Annotated in this window: 17 protein-coding genes; 4 read left to right on the forward strand and 13 right to left on the reverse strand. The window is 72.9% G+C overall.

Going from position 1 to position 19,355, the window contains the following annotated elements; genetic code table 11:
- Positions 1-42: 42 nt before the first annotated feature.
- The 6 genes from CTKZ_RS12030 to CTKZ_RS12055 form a co-directional block, all read right to left on the reverse strand.
- Complete coding sequence (locus CTKZ_RS12030) at positions 43-1,131, reverse strand: ABC transporter ATP-binding protein (protein ID WP_124343168.1); 1,089 nt, start codon at positions 1,129-1,131, stop codon at positions 43-45.
- Entirely contained in the window at positions 1,128-2,123 is a 996-nt protein-coding gene (locus tag CTKZ_RS12035; protein WP_124343169.1) for an ABC transporter permease, read from the reverse strand. The genes CTKZ_RS12030 and CTKZ_RS12035 overlap by 4 nt, the downstream gene beginning before the upstream one ends.
- 1 nt (position 2,124) lies before the next feature.
- Entirely contained in the window at positions 2,125-3,105 is a 981-nt protein-coding gene (locus CTKZ_RS12040) for an ABC transporter permease (protein ID WP_124343170.1), read from the reverse strand.
- On the reverse strand, positions 3,102-4,280 hold the full coding sequence (locus tag CTKZ_RS12045) for an ABC transporter ATP-binding protein (protein WP_124343171.1): 1,179 nt from the start codon (positions 4,278-4,280) through the stop codon (positions 3,102-3,104). Before CTKZ_RS12045 ends, CTKZ_RS12040 begins: the two co-directional genes overlap by 4 nt.
- Before the next feature lie 92 nt (positions 4,281-4,372).
- Positions 4,373-6,052, reverse strand: a complete 1,680-nt coding sequence (locus tag CTKZ_RS12050) for an ABC transporter substrate-binding protein (protein ID WP_124343172.1) — start codon at positions 6,050-6,052, stop codon at positions 4,373-4,375.
- A gap of 57 nt (positions 6,053-6,109) precedes the next feature.
- Positions 6,110-8,641 carry a beta-d-glucosidase gene (locus tag CTKZ_RS12055; RefSeq protein WP_124343173.1) on the reverse strand — a complete coding sequence of 844 codons (2,532 nt, stop codon included), beginning with the start codon at positions 8,639-8,641 and terminating at the stop codon, positions 6,110-6,112.
- Between the two features lie 90 nt (positions 8,642-8,731).
- On the opposite strand from CTKZ_RS12055, the gene CTKZ_RS12060 reads away from it, so the two are divergent.
- The 3 genes from CTKZ_RS12060 (at position 8,732) to CTKZ_RS12070 (ending at position 11,889) form a co-directional block, all read left to right on the forward strand.
- Complete coding sequence (locus CTKZ_RS12060; protein WP_124343174.1) at positions 8,732-9,406, forward strand: TetR/AcrR family transcriptional regulator; 675 nt, start codon at positions 8,732-8,734, stop codon at positions 9,404-9,406.
- Between the two features lie 87 nt (positions 9,407-9,493).
- Positions 9,494-10,228 carry a response regulator transcription factor gene (locus CTKZ_RS12065; RefSeq protein WP_124343175.1) on the forward strand — a complete coding sequence of 245 codons (735 nt, stop codon included), beginning with the start codon at positions 9,494-9,496 and terminating at the stop codon, positions 10,226-10,228.
- A complete protein-coding gene (locus tag CTKZ_RS12070; RefSeq protein WP_307720302.1) occupies positions 10,225-11,889 on the forward strand; it encodes a sensor histidine kinase in 1,665 nt (554 codons plus the stop codon). The genes CTKZ_RS12065 and CTKZ_RS12070 overlap by 4 nt, the downstream gene beginning before the upstream one ends.
- 59 nt (positions 11,890-11,948) lie before the next feature.
- Here CTKZ_RS12070 and CTKZ_RS12075 read toward each other — a convergent pair whose 3' ends face one another.
- The 7 genes from CTKZ_RS12075 to CTKZ_RS12105 all read right to left on the reverse strand — a co-directional run bounded on the left by CTKZ_RS12075 (position 11,949) and on the right by CTKZ_RS12105 (position 18,544).
- Positions 11,949-13,400 carry an FGGY-family carbohydrate kinase gene (locus tag CTKZ_RS12075; protein ID WP_124343176.1) on the reverse strand — a complete coding sequence of 484 codons (1,452 nt, stop codon included), beginning with the start codon at positions 13,398-13,400 and terminating at the stop codon, positions 11,949-11,951.
- Between the two features lie 31 nt (positions 13,401-13,431).
- Positions 13,432-13,845, reverse strand: coding sequence for a heat shock protein transcriptional repressor HspR (locus CTKZ_RS12080; protein WP_200829726.1), 414 nt, complete (start codon positions 13,843-13,845; stop codon positions 13,432-13,434).
- Positions 13,846-13,941: 96 nt separating this feature from the next.
- Positions 13,942-14,934 (reverse strand): DnaJ C-terminal domain-containing protein, encoded by a 993-nt coding sequence (locus CTKZ_RS12085; RefSeq protein ID WP_124343178.1) that lies wholly within the window; start codon positions 14,932-14,934, stop codon positions 13,942-13,944.
- 28 nt (positions 14,935-14,962) lie between these two features.
- Positions 14,963-15,607: a nucleotide exchange factor GrpE gene (grpE, locus tag CTKZ_RS12090; protein ID WP_124343179.1), complete on the reverse strand. Its 645-nt coding sequence runs from the start codon at positions 15,605-15,607 to the stop codon at positions 14,963-14,965.
- Positions 15,604-17,469, reverse strand: coding sequence for a molecular chaperone DnaK (gene dnaK / locus CTKZ_RS12095; protein ID WP_124343180.1), 1,866 nt, complete (start codon positions 17,467-17,469; stop codon positions 15,604-15,606). Before dnaK ends, grpE begins: the two co-directional genes overlap by 4 nt.
- A gap of 225 nt (positions 17,470-17,694) precedes the next feature.
- Positions 17,695-18,210 carry a GNAT family N-acetyltransferase gene (locus CTKZ_RS12100; RefSeq protein ID WP_124343181.1) on the reverse strand — a complete coding sequence of 172 codons (516 nt, stop codon included), beginning with the start codon at positions 18,208-18,210 and terminating at the stop codon, positions 17,695-17,697.
- Positions 18,211-18,262: 52 nt separating this feature from the next.
- Positions 18,263-18,544, reverse strand: a complete 282-nt coding sequence (locus CTKZ_RS12105) for a nuclear transport factor 2 family protein (RefSeq protein ID WP_235843463.1) — start codon at positions 18,542-18,544, stop codon at positions 18,263-18,265.
- A gap of 60 nt (positions 18,545-18,604) precedes the next feature.
- On the opposite strand from CTKZ_RS12105, the gene CTKZ_RS22030 reads away from it, so the two are divergent.
- Positions 18,605-18,946 carry a hypothetical protein gene (locus tag CTKZ_RS22030; protein ID WP_200829727.1) on the forward strand — a complete coding sequence of 114 codons (342 nt, stop codon included), beginning with the start codon at positions 18,605-18,607 and terminating at the stop codon, positions 18,944-18,946.
- Positions 18,947-19,355 lie beyond the last annotated feature (409 nt).

Here is a 19,355-nt window from a genome sequence, read left to right on the forward strand (position 1 = left end):
GGGCCCGACGGCGTCGGGCGGGCGGGTTCGGGCGGGCGGGGCTCAGCGCAGGGCGAGCTCCGGGGGGACGGGGACGGGGGTGAAGCCCGCGGCCTCGACGCGGGCCGGGTCGTGGCGCAGGCAGGCGACGGTCCGGCGGGGGTCGTCGCCGGGGACGTCGGGGGCGACGAGCTCGGGCTGGACGTGCGCGCACGCGTCGAAGACGAACGCGCAGCGGGCGCGGAACGGGCACCCGGAGGGCAGCCGGGCGAGGTCCGGCGGGGAGCCGGGGATGCCGCCGAGCTCGCGACGAGGACCGCGCAGGGGCGGGAAGGAGTGCAGCAGCCCGTTCGAGTAGGGGTGGCGGGGGCGGCGGTAGACGTCCTGCGCGGTGGCGTCCTCGACGATCTCGCCGGCGTACATGATCGCGATGCGGTCGGCGATCTCGATCAGGAGCGAGACGTCGTGCGTGATGAAGATGACCGAGAACCCGAGGCGGTCGCGGAGCTCGGCGATCTGCTCGACGATCTGCCGCTGCATGACGACGTCGAGGGCCGTGGTGGGCTCGTCCATGATGAGGACCTGCGGGTCCAGGGCGAGCGCCATCGCGATCATCACGCGCTGCCGCATGCCGCCGGACAGCTGGTGCGGGTAGGCGCGGAGCCGGTCGGGCGAGATGCCGACCATGTCGAGCAGGTCGGCGGCGCGCTCGAGCGCCTCCTTCTGCGACACCGACGGCCGGTGCGCGCGGATCGCGTCGGCGATCTGCCGCCCGACCCGGAACACGGGGTTGAGCGAGTTCATCGCGCCCTGGAAGACGATCGCCAGGTCCTGCCAGCGGGACGCACGGAGCTCCGCGTCGGACATCGCGAGGATGTCGGCGGAGCCGCCGTCGCGGCCGTGGAACAGCACCTGGCCACCGGTGATGAGGCCCGGCGGGGGCAGCAGGCGGGTCGCGGCGTACGCGAGGGTCGACTTGCCGCAGCCGGACTCCCCGGCCAGGCCGAGGACCTCGCCCCGGTTCAGGGTGAGCGACGCCTGGCGCAGCACGTGCACCGGGATCTCGTCGTAGCCGTAGTCGACGGACAGGTTGCGGATCTCGAGCACCGGGTCGGCGGTGCGCCGACCCGGGGCGACGGGGACGGCGCTCACGACCGGTCCTCCTTGGCCTCGTGCACGACCGGCGTGAAGCCGATGCGCGGGCGGATGCCGCGCTTGCGCAGCGTGCGGGCGTGCAGGCCCGTCGAGCGCAGACGCGGGTTGACGAACTCGTCGATGCCGAAGTTGATGAGCGTGAGGGCCATGCCGAGCAGGGCGATGCACAGGCCCGCGGGGACGAACCACCACCACGCGCCGCGCTGGAGCGCGAGGTTGCCCTGCGCCCAGAACAGGATGGTCCCCCAGTTCCACTCGGACACCGACGTGACGCCGATGAACGCGAGCGTGATCTGCGACAGGACCGCGAACGTCACGGTGCCGACGAACCCGGCGGCGATGATCGCGGTGAGGTTCGGCAGGATCTCCGCGAGCACGATGCGCCAGGTCCGCTCGCCGTTGGCGCGTGCGGCCTCGACGAAGTCGCGCTTGCGCAGGGACAGCGTCTGGGCGCGCAGGACGCGCGCGCCCCACGCCCAGCCGGTGACCGCGATGACGGCGGCGACCGTGAGCCCGCCCGCCGACGGGAGCTGGCCCGCGATGAGGATGATGAGCGGGAGCTGCGGGATCACCAGGAAGATGTTCGACAGCGCGGACAGGGTCTCGTCGCCCGCTCCCCCGACGAACCCCGCGGTGACGCCGATGAGGACGCCGATCACGGTCGCCAGCACGCCCGCGACGAGCCCGACCACCAGCACGCCCCGGGTGCCGACGAGCACCTGCGACAGGATGTCCTGGCCCAGGTGCGTCGTGCCGAACCAGTGCGCACCCGACGGCGGCTGCAGGATGTCGGGGCTCACGGCGCTGGGGTCGTAGGGCGCGATCCAGTCGCCGATGACGGCGAGCACCGCGAAGAACCCGAGGATCGCCAGGCCGGTGAGGGCCTTGCCGTTGCGCAGGAACAGCAGCTTGCGCTTGCCGGCGACGGGTGCGGTCGCGTCGGTCGCGACGTCCTCGGTGTCGGTGAGGACGGATGTCTCGACGGCCATGTCAGCCCTCCTGCCGGGTGCGCGGGTCGAGCGCGGCGTAGACGAAGTCCGCGACGATGTTCGCGACCAGCACGGACAGGGTGATCACGAGGAAGCAGCCCTGCATGAGCGTGTAGTCGTGGTTGGTCGTCGCGTTGTAGAGCAGGAAGCCGATGCCCGGGTAGGAGAAGACCATCTCCATGATGAGCGTCCCGCCGACGATGAAGCCGAGGGACAGGGCGAACGACGAGATCTGCGGGAGCACCGCGTTGCGGGCGGCGTAGCCGAAGATCACGGCCCGCTCCGACAGGCCCTTCGCCTGCGCGACCGTCACGTAGTCCTCCGACGAGACCGTCACCATCATGTTGCGCATCCCGAGGATCCAGCCGGCGATCGACGACACGACGATCGTGAGCGCGGGCAGCGTCCCGTAGTAGAGGACGGACCCGATGAACTCGGGGGTGAACGCGGGCACCATCGACCGGTCGTAGGCGCCCGACGACGGGAACCAGCCGAGGTTCACCGAGAAGATCGCGATGACGACGAGCCCGAGCCAGAAGTACGGGACCGCGGAGAAGAACGTCGAGATCGGCAGCAGCGAGTCGGCCCACGTGCCGCGCCGCCACCCGATGCCCGTGCCGAGCAGGGTCCCGACGACGAACGCGATGATCGTCGCGACGCCGACCAGGCCGACCGTCCACGGCAGCGTCTGCTGGATCATCTCCGCGACGGGCGTCGGGTAGTAGGTGAACGAGACGCCGAGGTTCCCGTGCAGCAGCAGGTTCCAGTAGTCGAGGTACTGCTGCCAGACCGACCTCTGCTCGTCGAGGCCGAAGAGCGTGCGGATCGCGGCCTCGGCGGACGAGTCCAGACGGCCCTGGCTCTTCGCCATGATCGCCTTGACGGGGTCGCCGGGCATGAGCCTCGGGATGATGAAGTTGATGGTCACCGCGGCCCAGGCGGTGACGACGTAGAAGATGCCGCGGCGGACGAAGAACCTCACCGGTCGCCCTCCTTCGACTTCAGGGTCTCGACGGGAAGGTTCTCGACGGCGACGGTCTCGGCCTGCGCCTCGTCCTCGCCGACGTGCAGCAGGTCGACGTCGATCGGCGGCCGCTCCCCGTATGCGTCGAGCACGTCGCCGAGGCGCGGGCGGTCGGGCCGGTCGGAGTAGCCCCAGCACGCGGCCTCGCGGCCCTCGCCGACAGCGAGCAGCGGCGGCACCTCGGTGCGGCACAGGTCGACGGCGAACGGGCAGCGCGGGTTGAACCGGCACCCGGTCGGCGGGCGCACGAGCGACGGCGCCTCCCCGCGGGCACCCCGGGCGCGCGCGTCGAGGTCGTCGGGGTCGGGTGCGGACCGCACGAGGAGCTGCGTGTACGGGTGCTTCGGGTCCTGCGTCACCGACTCGGAGTCGCCGGTCTCGACGATGCGCCCGGCGTACATGACCATCGTCCGGTCGGCGAAGTACCGGGCCGACGCGATGTCGTGCGTGATGTAGAGGATCGCGATCTGCAGGCGGTCGCGCAGGTCGCGCAGCAGGTTGAGGATGCCGAGGCGGATCGACACGTCGAGCATCGAGATCGGCTCGTCGGCCAGCAGCACCTCGGGGTCCGCGGCGAGCGCGCGGGCGATCGCGACGCGCTGCCGCTGCCCGCCCGACAGCTCGTGCGGGAACTTGTCGACGTACCGCTCGACGGGCGTGAGCTGCACGCGCTCCAGGAGGGTCGTGAGCGCGTCCTCGAGGTCCGCGCCGCGCAGCCTGCCCTGGTGGATCCGGACGCTGCGGGTCAGCGTGTAGCGCACGGTGTGCACGGGGTTCAGCGACCCGAACGGGTCCTGGAAGATCATCTGGACGCGGCGCACGTAGCGGCGGAACGCCCGGCGGCTGCGCGCGGTCGCGTCCTGGCCGTGCAGCAGGATCTGCCCGCTCGTCGCGGGCGTGAGCTGGGACAGCAGGCGCGCGATCGTCGACTTGCCCGAGCCCGACTCGCCGACGAGCGCGACGACGCGGCCGCGGTGCAGCGCGAGGTTCACGTCGTCGACCGCGTGCACGAGCGCACGACGCCGGAAGGAGCCGGTGACGAAGTGCTTGCGCAGGTCGACGGCCTGCAGGACGGGGGTGTCGGGGGCGCCGGGATCCGCCGGGCGGGTGTCCGGCGTGGCGGGGAGGGTCATGGAGCTCACCTGTCGGCTGGTGGAGGGTCGACGAGGGGTGGCCCCGGGTGCGCGACGGGGAGTCGGCCGCGCGCACCCGGGGACCGGGTCGGTCAGTCCTGCGTCGGCTCGAGCTTCATGACGATCCGCGCCGCCTGCGGACCCGTCGGCTGCGGGTTCGCGTACAGGTCGTCGGCCGTCGGGAAGCCCGTGTAGTTCTTCGTCGAGTACTGCGCGACGGCCGGGCGCGACCAGATGACCAGGCCGGGCACGTCCTCGACGTACGCCTTCTGGATCGTCTCGATCGCGGTCTGCCGCGCGGCGTCGTCGGACGCGCCCTTGAAGTCGGCCAGGGCCTGCGTGACGGCGTCGTTCTTGTACCGGCCGAAGTTCCACGTCGCCGTCTCGCCGAGCGGCACGTACGAGTTGCCGTCCATGAGGTTGGCGTACATGTTCCACGGGGTCGCGCCGCCGTCGGTCCAGTGCAGCGTCGCCTGGAAGTTGCCGAACGGGATGATGTCGTCGAACCAGGCGTCCTGGTTCGCGGCGTTGACCGTGGCGTCGACGCCGAGCTGCGCGGCACCCGTCTTGATGAGGTCGAGCGCGGTCAGGTAGTCGTTCCAGCCCGCGGGGTTCACGAGCTCGAACGTCACGACCTCGCCGTCCGGGTCGACGAGCTTGTCGGACCCGTTCCACGTGTAGCCGGCGTCCGTGAGGATCTGCTTCGCCTCGTCGACGTCGACCTTCAGCTCGTCGCCCTTGAACTCGGGCGCGAGGTACTGCTCGCCCGACGGCATCGGCATGCCGGTCACCGAGTAGATGACGGGCCACACGCCCGAGCCGGCGAGCTCGGAGATCTGCGCACGGTCGACGACGAGGTTGAGCGCCTTGCGGAACGCGACGTCGTCGAACGGCTTCGTCTCGTTGTTGAGGTAGAGGATGTCGGAGCCGAAGCCACCGCCCGCGACCTGGTGGTGGTGGTCGGGGTCCTTCGCGATGAAGACGTCCTCGTAGTCCGCGATGAACGTCCAGCCCCACTGCGCCTCGCCCGTCGTGAGGGCCGTCGTCAGCGCGTTGTTGTCGTTGTACGACGAGTACTGCAGCTTCGCGACCTTCGGCTCGCCGCCCCAGTAGTCGGGGTTCGGGACCAGCGTCGCGGCCTGCGGCGTCCAGGTGTCGAGCAGGTACGGGCCCGTGCCGACCGGCTCGGTGTCCGTGAACGTCGTCGGGTCCTCGTCCTTCCAGAGGTGCTCCGGGACGATGACCTGCTGGAGCAGCTTGACCTGGTTCACGTACTGCGACTCGGTGAACGTGATCGTCACCTTGCCGTCGGCGTTCTCGACCTTGTCGATCTGGTCGGGGAAGTTGTTGTTGATCGCCGGGTAGTCGATGAGCAGCTGCAGCGTGAACGCGACGTCGTCCGCCGTGAAGTCCTCGCCGTCGGACCACTTCACGCCGTCGCGCGGGGTGATCGTCGCGGCCGTGTAGTCGTCGTTCCACTCGACCGACTCCGCGAGCCACGGCTCCGGGTCCTCGAGCGGGTTCACGTCGTTGACCTGCATGAGCGACTCGTAGATCACCCACGCGTAGCCGAGCGACTTCGCCGCCGAGCCCGTCGGGATCAGCGGGCTCTGGTTCTCGTTCTGCGGGCCGTTCGGCATGCCGACCGTCAGGACGGCACCGTCACCGCCGGTGCCGTCGTCCGACGTGCCGCCGCCACCCGAGCAGGCGGTGGCGAGCAGCGCGACGGTCGCGACACCGGCCACCATCGTTGCGAGCTTGCGCGTTCTCACGAGTGCCTCCTTGCACTGACTGCTGGTTGTGGGGTCCTGCGGTGCTGCGCTGTGGGATCAGGGGGCGGTCGACGGGATCTCGACGTCGACCGTGAGGCGCAGGTCGCCCGAGGAGCGACCGACGCGGAGCGTGTACGTCCCGGCGGGGGTGACCCAGCCGTGGCCTGCGGTGTCCCAGGTGCGCAGCGTGTCGGCGGGCACGTGCACCCGGGCGGTCGTGCGCTCGCCGGGGGCGGCGTGCACGACGGTGAAGCCGCCGAGCCAGCGGACCGGGCGGTCGGCGCCGGGCGCCTGCGCGGGGTCGGCGGGGGGCTCGACGTAGACCTGGACGACCTCGCGCCCGGCGCGGGGTCCGGTGTTGACGACGATGACGTCGAGGTCGATCCCGTGGTCCGCCGAGGTGGCGTCCGTGCCGGCGGGGACGACCTCGGCCGACTCGTGCTCCCACGTCGTCCACCCGAGCCCGTGCCCGAACGGCGCGGCGGGCGTGCGGCCCAGCCGCAGCCACGACCGGTACCCGACGTGCACGCCCTCGTGGTACTCGACGACGCCGTCGACGGGCACCGCGTCGGGCACGGGCACGTCGTCCTCGTGCGCTGGGAGCGTCCACGGCAGCCGGCCCGACGGCTCGGTCACTCCGGTCAGCACGTCCGCGAGCGCCTCGGGCCACTCCTGCCCGCCGAGCCACGCCCACACGACGCACGGCACCTCGTCGAGCCACGGCAGCAGCACGGGCGCACCGGCGTTGACGACGACGACCGTGCGGGGGTTCGCGGCGAGCACGGCCTTGACGAGCTGGTCCTGGGTCCCGGGAAGCGCGAGGCTCGTGCGGTCGTAGCCCTCGGACTCGATCTCCTCGTTGGTGCCGACGACGACGACCGCGAGGTCGGCCTGCTCGGCGGCCGCGACGGCGACGGCCAGCAGCTCGTCGGGCGACGTGCCGGGGACGCGGTGCACGAGCTCGGCGCGCGCGAACGACGCGTACCCGACGGGGTGCACGGCCTGCACGTGCGCGTCCACGTCGACGGTCGTCGGCTCGGTCACGTCGAGCACGAGCGTCGCGGGGACGGGCTGGTTGACGGACGAGTCGAGGATCACCTCGGCGCCGACGACCTGGTCGCCGGTCGAGACGACCTGGCCCCCGATCGCGATCAGGTGCCGCCCGACGGTGCCGACGCCGACCTCGTGCCGGCCGGGCTCGTCGAGCCGGACCGTCGTGCGCAGGCGGACGGTGACGGCGTCGTCCCGGACGTCGCGCAGCCAGCCGCCCCACGTGGTGGTCGTATGCGCGTCGAGCACGGTGCCGTCGGCGTCGAGCAGCTCGACGAGCACCCCGGCGTCGCCGTCGGGCGTGGTGCAGCGTCCGGCGAGGTCGAGCTGCGGGGGCAGCAGGCGGGACACGGCACCGGGGTGGACGTCGACCGTGGCGCCGTCGAACGCGCCCGTCAGGGCCTCGGCCGGGGTCGACGAGCGCTCGGGCCGGACGTACGCGGAGCCGCCGCCCTGGACGAACGGGCTCACCGCGTTGGGGCCGAGCAGCGCGATGCGGCGGACGTCGTCGGCGGCCAGCGGGAGGGCGCGCTCGTCGTCGCGCAGCACGACCATCGAGCGGCCGACGAGCCGGCGCAGGGTGCCGCGCACGTCGACGTCGGCGACCTCGTCGCGGTGCTCGCCGGACGCCTCGACGCCGTCGAGCGCACCCACCCGCTGCGCGAGCCGCAGGATGCGGAGCACCTTGTCGTCGAGCACCGCCTCGCTGACGCGGCGCGCGCGGACTGCCTCGAGCAGCCCGTCGCCCCAGGGCCCGTCGGGGCCGGGCATCTGCAGGTCGAGGCCGCCGTACGCGGCCTTCTCGACCGTGTTCGTCGCAACCCAGTCGGACACGACGACGCCGTCGAAGCCCCACTCGTCCTTGAGGACGCCGGTGAGCAGCGGCCGGTGCTCGAGGACGGGCGCGGCGGTGGTGCCGTCGTCGACGCCCGAGTACGCACCCATGACGGACCACGCGCGCGCCTCGCGGACGAGCCGCTCGAAGGGGGCGAGGTAGACCTCGCGGAGCGTGCGCTCGTCGACGCGGGACAGGTAGGTGGTGCGCTCGGTCTCGGAGTCGTTGGCGACGAAGTGCTTGACGCACATGCCGACGCCGCGGTCCTGCGCGCTGCGCACGACGTGCACGGCGATCTCGCCGGTGAGCTGCGGGTCCTCGGAGTAGCACTCGAAGTGCCGGCCGCCGACGGGCGTGCGCTGGAGGTTGACCTGCGGGGCGAGGACGAGGTCGACGCCGTGCCGGCGGGCCTCGGCGGCGAACAGCGCGCCCACCTCGCCGGCGAGGTCGACGTCCCACGTCGCGGCGAGCGCGCTCGGTGCGGGGAACGACGCGGCCGTCTCGGTGGGGTCGTCGCTCACGCCACGGACGCCGGCAGGGCCGTCGGAGACGTGCATGGCGCGCAGGCCGATGCGGTCGATCGCGGTCGTGGACCACAGGCCCGCCCCGACGACCAGACGCACCTTCTCCTCGGTCGTGAGCTGCCGGAGCAGCCCGTCGAGGTGGGCGTCGGGCCGGGTGGCCGCGGTGGTGTCGGTCGACACGGGATGTGCTCTCCGTCCGGACGTCGTCGTTGCCGTCGTGCGCAGTCAAGCACAACTTACTGACTTGTTAGTAAGTTGGTAGGTCACAGTATGGTTTCGGCCATGGACGACGCCGTCACCCCCGGGACGGGCTCCCCCGCGCCCGCCAAGCGCACCCGCCGACCCCGGCAGGCCACCGCCGAGCGCCGCGCGGAGATCCTGCGCGCCGCCGCGCACACCTTCGGCTCGAAGGGCTACAAGACCGGGTCCCTCGCCGAGGTCGCCGAGCAGGTCGGGATCACGCACGCCGGCGTCCTGCACCACTTCGGGTCCAAGGAGCAGCTGCTCGTCGAGGTCCTCGAGTACCGCGACAAGGAGGACGTCCGCGACCTCGAGGGCCAGCACATCCCCGGCGGCATCGAGCTGTTCCGGCACCTCGTGCGGACCGCCCGCATGAACGCCGAGCGCCGCGGCATCGTCCAGGGCTACACCGTCCTCACCGGCGAGTCCGTCACCGAGAACCACCCCGCGCGCGGCTGGGTGACCAACCGCTTCAGCATCCTGCGCGGCGAGATCGCCGACGCGATCGGCGAGGTCGGCGGTCCCGGCGTCGACCGCGAGACCGCCGAGCGCGCCGCGAGCGCGATCATCGGCGTCATGGACGGTCTCCAGGTGCAGTGGCTGCTCGACGACGCCGTCGACCTGTCCGAGTCCACCGCGTTCGCGATCGAGGCGATCCTCACCGCCGCGCTCGCCGGCACCGGCAGGCCGCACCCGCTGCACTGACCAGCGCCTCTGCGGGCATCGGCCGCGCTCAGCAGATTCACAGGAACGGTTCAGGGGCGGCCAAGGTCGCGCACCGACGATCAGGTCATGACGACCTCGACCCTGCGCCGGCCCGACACCCTCACCCGCGCCGACGGCACCCCCGTCCGGGCGCTCGTCGTCGACGACGAGCCCACCCTCGCCGAGCTCCTGTCCACCGCCCTGCGCTACGAGGGCTGGACCGTCGAGCACGCGCTCACCGGGCACGCCGCCATCCGCCAGGCCAAGGCGTCGTCGCCCGACGTCATCGTGCTCGACGTCATGCTCCCCGACCTCACGGGCCTCGACGTCCTGCGCCGCATCCGCGCCACCCACCCGAACGTGCCGGTCCTGTTCCTCACCGCCAAGGACGCCGTCGAGGACCGCATCACCGGCCTCACCGCGGGCGGCGACGACTACGTCACGAAGCCGTTCAGCCTCGAAGAGGTCGTCGCCCGCCTCCGCTCGCTGCTGCGCCGCGCCGGTGCCGTGTCCGCGCGCGAGGAGGCCGTGCTGCGGGTCGGCGACCTGACCCTCGACGAGGACTCGCACGAGGTCACGCGCGGCGGCGACGACATCCGCCTCACCGCGACCGAGTTCGAGCTGCTGCGGTACTTCATGCGCAACCCCAAGCGCGTCCTGTCCAAGGCGCAGATCCTCGATCGCGTCTGGCAGTACGACTTCGGCGGGCAGGCCAACATCGTCGAGCTCTACGTCTCCTACCTGCGCCGCAAGATCGACAAGGGCCGCACCCCGATGCTGCACACGCTGCGCGGCGTCGGGTACGTCCTGAAGCCGGCGTGACCGGCACCCGTCGCGGGAGCACGTCGCTGACAGGGGCCGCGGCGACTCTCCGGTCGCGGCTCACGACGCTCCCGCGACGGGCGACCCGGTCCCTCCCCCGTCCTCGCTGGACGCTGCGGCGGCGGCTCGTCGCGCTCGTCGTCGCGCTCGTCGCCGTCGTCGCGGTCGCCATCGGAGGGCTGACCACGCTCGCGCTGCGCGGGTCGCTCGTCGCCCAGCTCGACGACGACCTCCAGGGTGCGCACAACCGCTTCATGATGTGGTCCGACGACGGACCCGTCGGCGCCGGCGCTGCGTCCGGCGGCGGCGACGTCGTCCTCCACCGCGTCCCGACCGAGGCGCCACCCGCCGGCCTGCCCGGCCAGGAGGTCGGCACCGTGACCTTCGCCGTCGAGCCCGGCCAGACCGCCGCCGACGTCACCGCCGCCTACCTGCTCCGGTCCGGTGAGCAGCGCGTCGTCCCGACCGAGGCCGTCGCGGCCCTCCTCGACCTGCCGCACGACGGCCAGATCCGTGAGGTCGACCTCGCCGGCATCGGCGAGTACCGCGCGCTCGTGTCCGTCACGCGCGGTGGTGACGTCGCCGTGACGGCCATGCCCACCGCGTCCGTGACCAGCACCATCACCACCTACATGCTCATGGTCGGGGTCGTCGCGCTGCTCGCCGTGCTCGCCGCGGCCGCGGCCGGGCTCGTCCTCGTCCGCCGCGAGCTGCGCCCCCTCACGCGCGTCGCCGCCACCGCCGCGCGCGTGTCCCGGCTCCCCCTCGACCGCGGCGAGGTCGTCCTCGCCGACCGCGTCCCCGCCGCCGACACCGACACCGCGACCGAGGTCGGGTCCGTCGGCGCCGCGCTCAACCGGCTGCTCGGGCACGTCGAGGGTGCGCTCGCCGCCCGGCACGCGTCCGAGTCGCAGGTCCGGCAGTTCGTCGCCGACGCGTCGCACGAGCTGCGCACGCCGCTCGCGTCGATCCGCGGCTACGCCGAGCTGGTCCGCCGCCTGCCCGACGACCTGCCGCCCGAGGCCCTCGTCGCCATGGCGCGCGTCGAGTCCGAGTCGCAGCGGATGACCGCGCTCGTCGAGGACATGCTGCTGCTCGCCCGCCTCGACGCCGGCCGCCCGCTCGAGACCGAGCCCGTCGACCTCGCGATGCTCGCCGTCGACGCCGTCACCGACGCGCACGCCGCCGGCCCCGACCACACGTGGTCGCTCGACCTGTCCGGCCTGCCGGACGACGAGAGCGCCGACGACCCGGGCGCCGTCGTGGTGGGCGACGACCACCGCCTCCGCCAGGTGCTCGCGAACCTGCTGTCGAACGCGCGCCTGCACACGCCCGCGGGCACCTCGGTCAGCGTGCGCGTCGCCCGTCGCGGCTCCGACTGCGTGCTCGACGTCGTCGACGACGGCCCCGGCATCCCCGCCGACCTGCGCGACCGGCTCTTCGAGCGCTTCGTCCGCGGCGACGCCTCCCGCAACCGCGCCGCCGGCTCGACCGGCCTCGGTCTGTCCATCGCGCACGCCGTCGTCACCGCCCACGGCGGCACCCTCACCGTCAGCGCGACCCCAGGCGGCGGCACGACGTTCACCGTCCGCCTCCCGTCCGCCCCACCCGACGACGCCCCCTCCCGCGTTCCGCACGCACCGGCGCTGGTCGACGCCTGACGCGTCGCGTCGCGGCGACCGCCGCTCACCACCAGCAGGGACCACCGGGCGCGGGCGCGCTACCGAGCGGGTTCTCGCGCGGCGGCGACGAAGCGGGCGAGCGCGTCGACGACGTCGGCGCCAGGGCCGGTCCGCGGCACCGGTGACGACGGGATCGCTGGGGCGGCCCCGTCAAGGGCTCCGACGCGGTCGGCCGCGAGCAGCGCGGCTCCCGCCGCGACGGGCTCGGCCTCGGCGACCAGCCGCAGCGCCGTGGGGCTCATGCGCGCCTTGAGCCGCAGCCAGGCCGGGTTCGCGGTCATCGGCCCGCCGAGCACCGCGACCGAGCTCGGTGCTCCGGTCCCGGCGAGACGGCTCTGCTCGTCGAGCATCCGCCGCGCCTGCAGCGCCAGGCCGGCGAGCAAACCGAACGTCGCCTGCGCGGTCGACCGGCCGTCGACGGCACCGAGGACGCGCGGTGTGGCGGTCGGGTCCGGGTCGGGGGTCTGGCGGCCGGAGACGTACGGCAGGACGAGCAGGTCGAGCGGGGCGTCGCCGAGGTCCGCGACGTCGGCCATGAGCGCGTCGACGTCGACACCGGACGCGCGCGTCCGCAGCCACCAGCCGACAGCCGCCCCCGCGCTCGACGAGCCCGCGAGCAGGGCAGGGTGCTCGCCGGTGACCGTGCGGACCAGGCTCATCCCGGCCGCCGCGACGGGGGCGGGAGCGGGGTCGGACGCGAGGATCGTGCAGACCGCCTCCGCGGTGCCGACCGAGTCGGCGGCCTCTCCCGGGCGCCGCACGCCCGCGGCCCAGGTGCCGACCGGGTGGTCGTGGCCCGCGATCGTCACCGGCGTCCCGGCCGCCAGCCCGGCGTCGGTGAACGGGCCGTCGACGATCGGTCCGAGCAGCTCTCCCGGGGCGAGCACCTCCGGCACCTGCGACGGCCGCAGACCGACCTCGGCCAGCAGGTCGGCGTCGAAGGCGGTCGGGAGGTCACCTGGTCGCCCGAGCCGGTAGGCGCCGGTGCGTCCGGCGAGCGTGTGGTCCGTCGCGAGCCGCCCGGTGAGCAGCAGCCCGACGAGGTCGGCCGCCCCTGCCCACCGGCCGGTGCCGGCCGCGGTGTGGAGCGCGTCGGGGTCGTGCGAGCGGAGCCACTCCCACGTCGCGAGCGGGATCTTCGCGCTCGCGCGGACTCCGGTCGCGGCGAAGAGGTCGGCGCGGCCGATCCGGGCCGCGAGCGCGTGGGCCGCGGCACCCGCGCGGTGGCCGTCCCAGCGCAGCCAGTCGCCGCGCGGGGTGCCGTCGGGCCCGAGCGGGACGCCCGTCTCCGCCATCGACGCGATCCCGACCGCGACCGGCGCGGGTCCGGCGGGCAGCACGCGCGCGACGAGGCCGGCGAGGACGGTGGCCGCGTCCCGCGGCGACGGGGTCGGTGCGGACGCGACCGCGAGCACCCGCGGCACGGTGACGTCGACGAGCGCGACCTTGGTGTTGGTGGTCCCGACGTCCACCCCGAGCGCGGTCAGCACCCGGCCATCCTCACCGATCCGGGCCCTCGGGTCAGGAGCGGGGGCGCCAGAGCACCAGGGCGCCCGTGTCCTCGCGGGGGCGGCGGCGGGTCTCGCGGACCGTGCGCTGGACGGCGACGACGTCGCCGCGCGGGTCGGCGGTGAAGACGCGTCGGCCGGGCTCGACGAACGCGCGCAGGTACTCGACCTGGCGGCGCAGCCCGTCGACCTCGGCCTCGAGCTCGAGGATGCGCTTGATGCCGGCGAGGTTGACGCCCTCGTCCTGCGAGAGCCGCTGCACCTCGCGGAGCGTCGCGATGTCGCGCAGCGAGTAACGCCGTCCGCGTCCGCTGGTCCGCCCCGGCGACACCAGGCCGAGCCGGTCGTACTGGCGGAGCGTCTGCGGGTGCATGCCCGCGAGCTCGGCGGCGACCGAGATCACGTAGACCTTCGCGTCATCCGACACCACGTCACCTCACCACCTCTCGCGTCGACCCGTCCCGGCGCCTGCCGGGTCGACGTGAGGTGCCGGGCGGTCGTCGCACCGGCACCTCACGTCGGCTCACTTCCTCGCGGCGTCCAGCAGGTCGGCGCGCACGTCCTCGCCGGACGTCGCGATGCCGAACGCCTGCACCGCCTCGCGTGCCGCGGCGGACAGCCGCTGCGGCACGACGACCTGCACGGTGACGAGCAGGTCGCCCACGCCCTTCGGCGTGGTGATGCCCTTGCCCTTGACCCGCAGCACGCGGCCCGACGGCGTGCCCTCGGGCACGCGGACCTTGACGGTCCCGCCGTCGAGCGTCGGCACCTCGATGGTCGCGCCGAGCGCGGCCTCGTCGAACGCGACGGGCACGGTGACCCGCAGGTTCGGGCCGTCCGACGAGAAGACGGGGTGCGGCGTGACGTGCACGGTGACGACGAGGTCGCCGGGCGGGCCGCCCGCGTCACCGGGGCGCCCCTTGCGGGGCAGCCGGATCTTCTGGCCGTCGCGCACGCCGGCGGGGATGCGGGCGGTGAACGAGCGACCCTCGACGGTCAGGCCGACGGTCGACCCCTCGGTGGCCTGCCGGAACGGCAGCGTCACCTCGGCGGCCAGGTCGGCCCCCTGCTGCGGTCCGCGAGCGCCGCCGAAGCCGCCCTGGTTGAACAGCCCGCCCAGGAGGTCCTCGAACCCGGCCCCGCCGGCGCCGCCCGCACCCGGGGACGTCGAGTAGCGGACGCGCCCGCCGGGACCGTTGGCCCCGCCGAACATGCCGCCGAACAGGTCCTCGAAGCCGGCGTTGCCGCCGCCGCGACCGCCCGCCGTGAAGCGGGCGCCGCCCGCCATGGCGCGCAGCTGGTCGTACTGCTGGCGCTGCTCGGTGTCGGACAGGACCGCGTAGGCCTCGCCGATCTCCTTGAACTTCGCCTCCGCGACCGCGTCACCCGGGTTGTGGTCCGGGTGCATGCTGCGCGCGAGCTTGCGGTACGCCTTCTTGATGGTCGCGGCGTCGGCGTCCTTGGGGACGCCGAGAACCGCGTAGAAGTCCTTCTCGAGCCAGTCCTGCCCGGTCACGGCGCCTCCCTCCTGGTGGTGATGATCGTCAGCCCTCCGGGTCCACGACCGCCACGCGGGCGGCACGCAGGATGCGGTCGGCCGTGCGGTAGCCGTGCTGGAGCACCATCTGGACGGTGGGCTCCGTGACCTCCGCGGAGTGCGAGTGCATGAGCGCCTCGTGCACCGCGGGGTCGAAGGCCTCGCCGGCCTGACCGTACTGCTCGACGCCGAAGCGCTGGAGCGTGGTGGTCAGCTTCTCGGCGATCGACAGGAACGGGCCGCTGAGGTCGCCGTGCTGGCGGGCCAGCTCGATGTCGTCGAGCACCGGGATGAGCGCCTCCGCGAGCGACGCGACGCCGCGGTCGTGGGCGGCCAGGACCTCGGCCTTGGACCGCTTCACGTACGCGGAGTACTGCTGCTCGAGGTTGTAGTGCGCCGCCTGCGCGCGCTGCAGCTCCTCGAGCCGCTCGGCCGCGAGCTTCTGGGACTCGATCAGGCCCTCCAGGACGACCTCCTCCTCCGCACCTTGTGCGATGGACTCCGCGTCCGCGAGCACCTGCTCCTCGGGCGTCGGCTGGCGCACCTCGCCCGTCTCCGGGTCGATGCGCCGCTTGTCGGTGAACCGGGGCGTCCCCTCGGCGGGGTCGGGCTGGCCCGACCCCGCCTCCGGACGGTCGTTCTCGCTCGTCACTTCTTGTCGTCCTCGTCGTCGACGATCTCGGCGTCGACGACGTCCTCGTCGGAGGTCGTCGACTCACCCGGGTTGTCCGTCGCGCCGGGCGCGTCGGCCGGGGCCGACTGCTGCTGCGAGTAGATCGCCTCGCCGATGCGCTGGCTGACGGTCGCGAGGTGCTGCGTCTTGGCCTTGACGGCCTCCACGTCGGTGCCCTCGAGGGCCGTCTTCAGCTCGCCGACCGCGGCCTGGACGTCGGTCTTGACGTCGTCGGGCAGCTTGTCGGCGTTGTCGACGAGGAGCTTCTCGGTCGAGTAGACGAGCTGCTCGGCGGAGTTGCGGGCCTCGGCGTCCTCGCGACGCTTCTTGTCCTCGGCCGCGTGCTCCTCGGCCTCCTTCACCATGCGGTCGATGTCCTCCTTCGGGAGGGCCGACCCACCGGTGATCGTCATCGACTGCTCCTTGCCCGTGCCGCGGTCCTTGGCGGACACGTGCACGATGCCGTTCGCGTCGATGTCGAAGGTGACCTCGATCTGCGGCACGCCGCGCGGCGCCGGCGCGATGCCGGTGAGCTCGAACGTGCCGAGCGGCTTGTTGTCCCGCGCGAACTCGCGCTCGCCCTGGAACACCTGGATGAGGACCGACGGCTGGTTGTCCTCGGCGGTGCTGAAGATCTCGCTCCGCTTGGTGGGGATCGCCGTGTTGCGCTCGATGAGCTTCGTCATGACGCCGCCCTTGGTCTCGATGCCGAGCGACAGCGGCGTGACGTCGATGAGCAGGACGTCCTTGCGGTCGCCCTTCATGACGCCTGCCTGCAGCGCGGCACCGACCGCGACGACCTCGTCCGGGTTGACGCCCTTGTTGGGCTCCTGCCCGCCCGTGAGCTCCTTGACGACCTCGGTCACCGCGGGCATGCGGGTCGAGCCGCCGACGAGCACGACGTGGTCGATCTGGTCGAGCTTGATGCCCGCGTCACGGATGACCGAGTGGAACGGCGCCTTGGTGCGGTCGATCAGGTCCTGCGTCATCTGCTGGAACTGCGCGCGCGTGAGCTTGGTGTCCAGGTGGACCGGGCCGTTCTCGCTCATGGAGAGGTACTGCAGCGAGATGTTGGTCGCCGTCGCGGACGACAGCTCCTTCTTGGCCTGCTCCGCCGCCTCGCGCAGACGCTGCAGCGCGATCTTGTCCTTCGACAGGTCGACGCCCGTCGTGTTCTTCACCTCGGACACGAGGTGGTCGACGATGCGCTGGTCCCAGTCGTCGCCGCCGAGGCGGTTGTCGCCGGACGTCGCGCGGACCTCGATCGTCGAGAAGCCGTCGTCGTCCTTGCCCACCTCGAGGAGGGACACGTCGAACGTGCCGCCACCGAGGTCGAAGACGAGGATGAGCTCGTCCTCCTTGCCCTTCTCCAGGCCGTAGGCCAGGGCCGCCGCGGTGGGCTCGTTGATGATGCGCAGCACGTTGAGGCCCGCGATCGCGCCCGCGTCCTTCGTCGCCTGACGCTCGGCGTCGTTGAAGTACGCCGGGACCGTGATGACCGCGTCGGTGACGGGCTCACCCAGGTACGCCTCGGCGTCACGCTTGAGCTTGCCGAGCACGCGCGCGGAGATCTCCTGCGCCGTGTACTTCTTGTCGTCGATCGCGACGGACCAGTCCGTGCCCATGTGGCGCTTGACGGACGTGATGGTCCGGTCGACGTTCGTGACGGCCTGGCGCTTGGCGATCTCGCCGACCAGCACCTCACCCGTCTTGGAGAACGCGACGACGGACGGCGTCGTGCGCGACCCCTCCGCGTTGGCGATGACCGTGGGCTCGCCACCCTCGAGGACCGAGACGACGGAGTTCGTCGTGCCGAGGTCGATGCCGACTGCTCGTGCCATGTGTGGTGCCTTCCTTCTGCTGTCCGGGTCTGCGGGGCCCTGGTCGCGGTGCTGCGAGCGGGCCACTCTTGAGTCCGCCGGGCTCAAGTCTGCGTCGCGCATCTCGGCGACGCAACCTCGGACCGTCGAACTTGAGTCTGCTTGGCTCAACTCCGGGCGGCCACCCGTTGTTCCCACGGCGCGCCTGACGACCGAGACACGAGGAGGCCGGAGCTACCGGCTCGCTCAGAGCTCCCGGACGGTCAGCAGGCTCCGGCCGTCGACGGACCGGGCCACCACCGTGCCCGTCTCGTGGAACCCGAGCTTCTCCAGCACCCGGCGCGACGCCACGTTCCAGTCCCACACGGTCGCCCACAGCCGGGGGCAGCTCGACTCGCGCGCCCAGCCGACCACCGCCTGGCCGGCCTCGGTGGCGTAGCCGCGGCCGTGCGCCGACCGCAGCAGCTCGAAGGCCAGCTCGGGCTCGTCGGGCGGCGCGTCCGCGTGGTCGATCAGGCCGCAGTACCCGATCACCTCGGCCGTGTCCCTGCGTCGCACGGCGAGAAGCCCGGGCTCGTCCGCGAGCTGCCCGGCGACGTCCGCCACAGTCGGCCGGCCGTCGGCGTCGATCCGCCGATGCGCCGGCACCCGCAGGTCCCTCTCCGTCCACAGCCGGCGGTACGTCGCCGCCTCGTCGACGCTGCGCGGGCGCAGCACGAGGCGATCGGTCTCGAGAGCGCGCGGCACGCGGATCGGCGCCATGCGGCGATGGTGTCACGACGAGGTGACCGAGCAGCCGCGGGTGCTCGCGGTGTCAGTCCTCGCCGGTGAGCATCGTGCGGAGCTCGCTGATCCGTCCGTCACGGACCGTGATGACGTCGATCCCGCGGACGACCGGCGCGCCGGGCGGTCCGAACCTCCAGGCGAGCGCACCCGTGCTGGTGCCGACGTATCGGGGGCTGTCCTCGGCGAACTCGAAGGTGGCGGGGACCCTTCCGAGCAGCGCCCCGGCCCGCTCGTCGAGGGCGGCGCGGCCCGTGACGGTCCCCTCAGGCTCCGTGAACGTGACGTCGTCGGTGTAGGTGTCGGCGATCACCCGGCCCAGGCCGCGTCCTCCACCGCGCTGGAGGTGGCCTTCCAGGACTACCGCGCCCGCATGAGCAGTGCCGAGGCGCGGGAGCGGTTCGTCGCAGCCCTCCTGGCGAAGGCGTTCAGCGACGAGCAGATGCGGCTTCTGCGCAGCGTGACGATCGAGGACGACGACGGCGAGGTGGCGCTCGGAGACCTGCTCGAGACGCCCACTCCGCAGCAGATCGGCGAGACCGTACGACTCATGCTCGAGAACCCGTCGTTGCTCGACGGCGACTCGTTGGCCGCACTGGGGGACCTGTTCGGGAGGGGAGCGCCGGGCCGTGAGCACCACCCGCTGAAGGTGCGACGGCTCGTGGATCCGGCACCAGGACCCGACGGTCCGCACGCGAGCGCAGGGCCGCGCTGAACGCAGGCCGACCGTCGAGTGTCGCGCTGCCGCGGGCATCAGCAGCACACACCCCCGCCCCCGGACCTGCACCGGCGTCCACCGACGCGTCGAGGGCCGGCCAGTCGCCGCTCCTCGGCAGGCGAGTGGTGCGCTCCCCCGACTCGCCCGTCGCAGCGCTCATCCCGAGCGGTGATTCCGCCGATGCAGGGCCGTGCGCGTCTTCCCCTCCCTCTTCGGCGACGTGCTCAGCCCGGTCGGCGCTGCCGTCCTGCTGCTCCTCGTCGTCGCCGGCCTCCTGCTCGCGCGGAGACGCCGGTAGCCAGGCAGCGACGGTGAGCGCCTCGCGAGCCGTCACCCGGCTGCTCGGCTCGACGTCGGGCGTCGCGACGCCGTCGACGGTGCTCCACGTCAGCTCGACGTGGAGCAC

This window comes from Cellulomonas algicola, assembly GCF_003851725.1.
GTDB classification, from domain to species: Bacteria; Actinomycetota; Actinomycetes; order Actinomycetales; family Cellulomonadaceae; genus Cellulomonas; species Cellulomonas algicola.

Excerpts from the sequence above, each read along its gene's own strand:
- CTKZ_RS12035 (WP_124343169.1), bottom strand. The coding sequence starts at position 2,123 with ATGGCCGTCGAGACATCCGTCCTCACCGACACCGAGGACGTCGCGACC.
- CTKZ_RS12045 (WP_124343171.1), bottom strand. The coding sequence starts at position 4,280 with ATGACCCTCCCCGCCACGCCGGACACCCGCCCGGCGGATCCCGGCGCC.
- CTKZ_RS12060 (WP_124343174.1), top strand. The coding sequence starts at position 8,732 with ATGGTTTCGGCCATGGACGACGCCGTCACCCCCGGGACGGGCTCCCCC.
- CTKZ_RS12065 (WP_124343175.1), top strand. The coding sequence starts at position 9,494 with ATGACGACCTCGACCCTGCGCCGGCCCGACACCCTCACCCGCGCCGAC.
- dnaK (WP_124343180.1), bottom strand. The coding sequence starts at position 17,469 with ATGGCACGAGCAGTCGGCATCGACCTCGGCACGACGAACTCCGTCGTC.
- CTKZ_RS12100 (WP_124343181.1), bottom strand. The coding sequence starts at position 18,210 with ATGGCGCCGATCCGCGTGCCGCGCGCTCTCGAGACCGATCGCCTCGTG.
- CTKZ_RS22030 (WP_200829727.1), top strand. The coding sequence starts at position 18,605 with ATGAGCAGTGCCGAGGCGCGGGAGCGGTTCGTCGCAGCCCTCCTGGCG.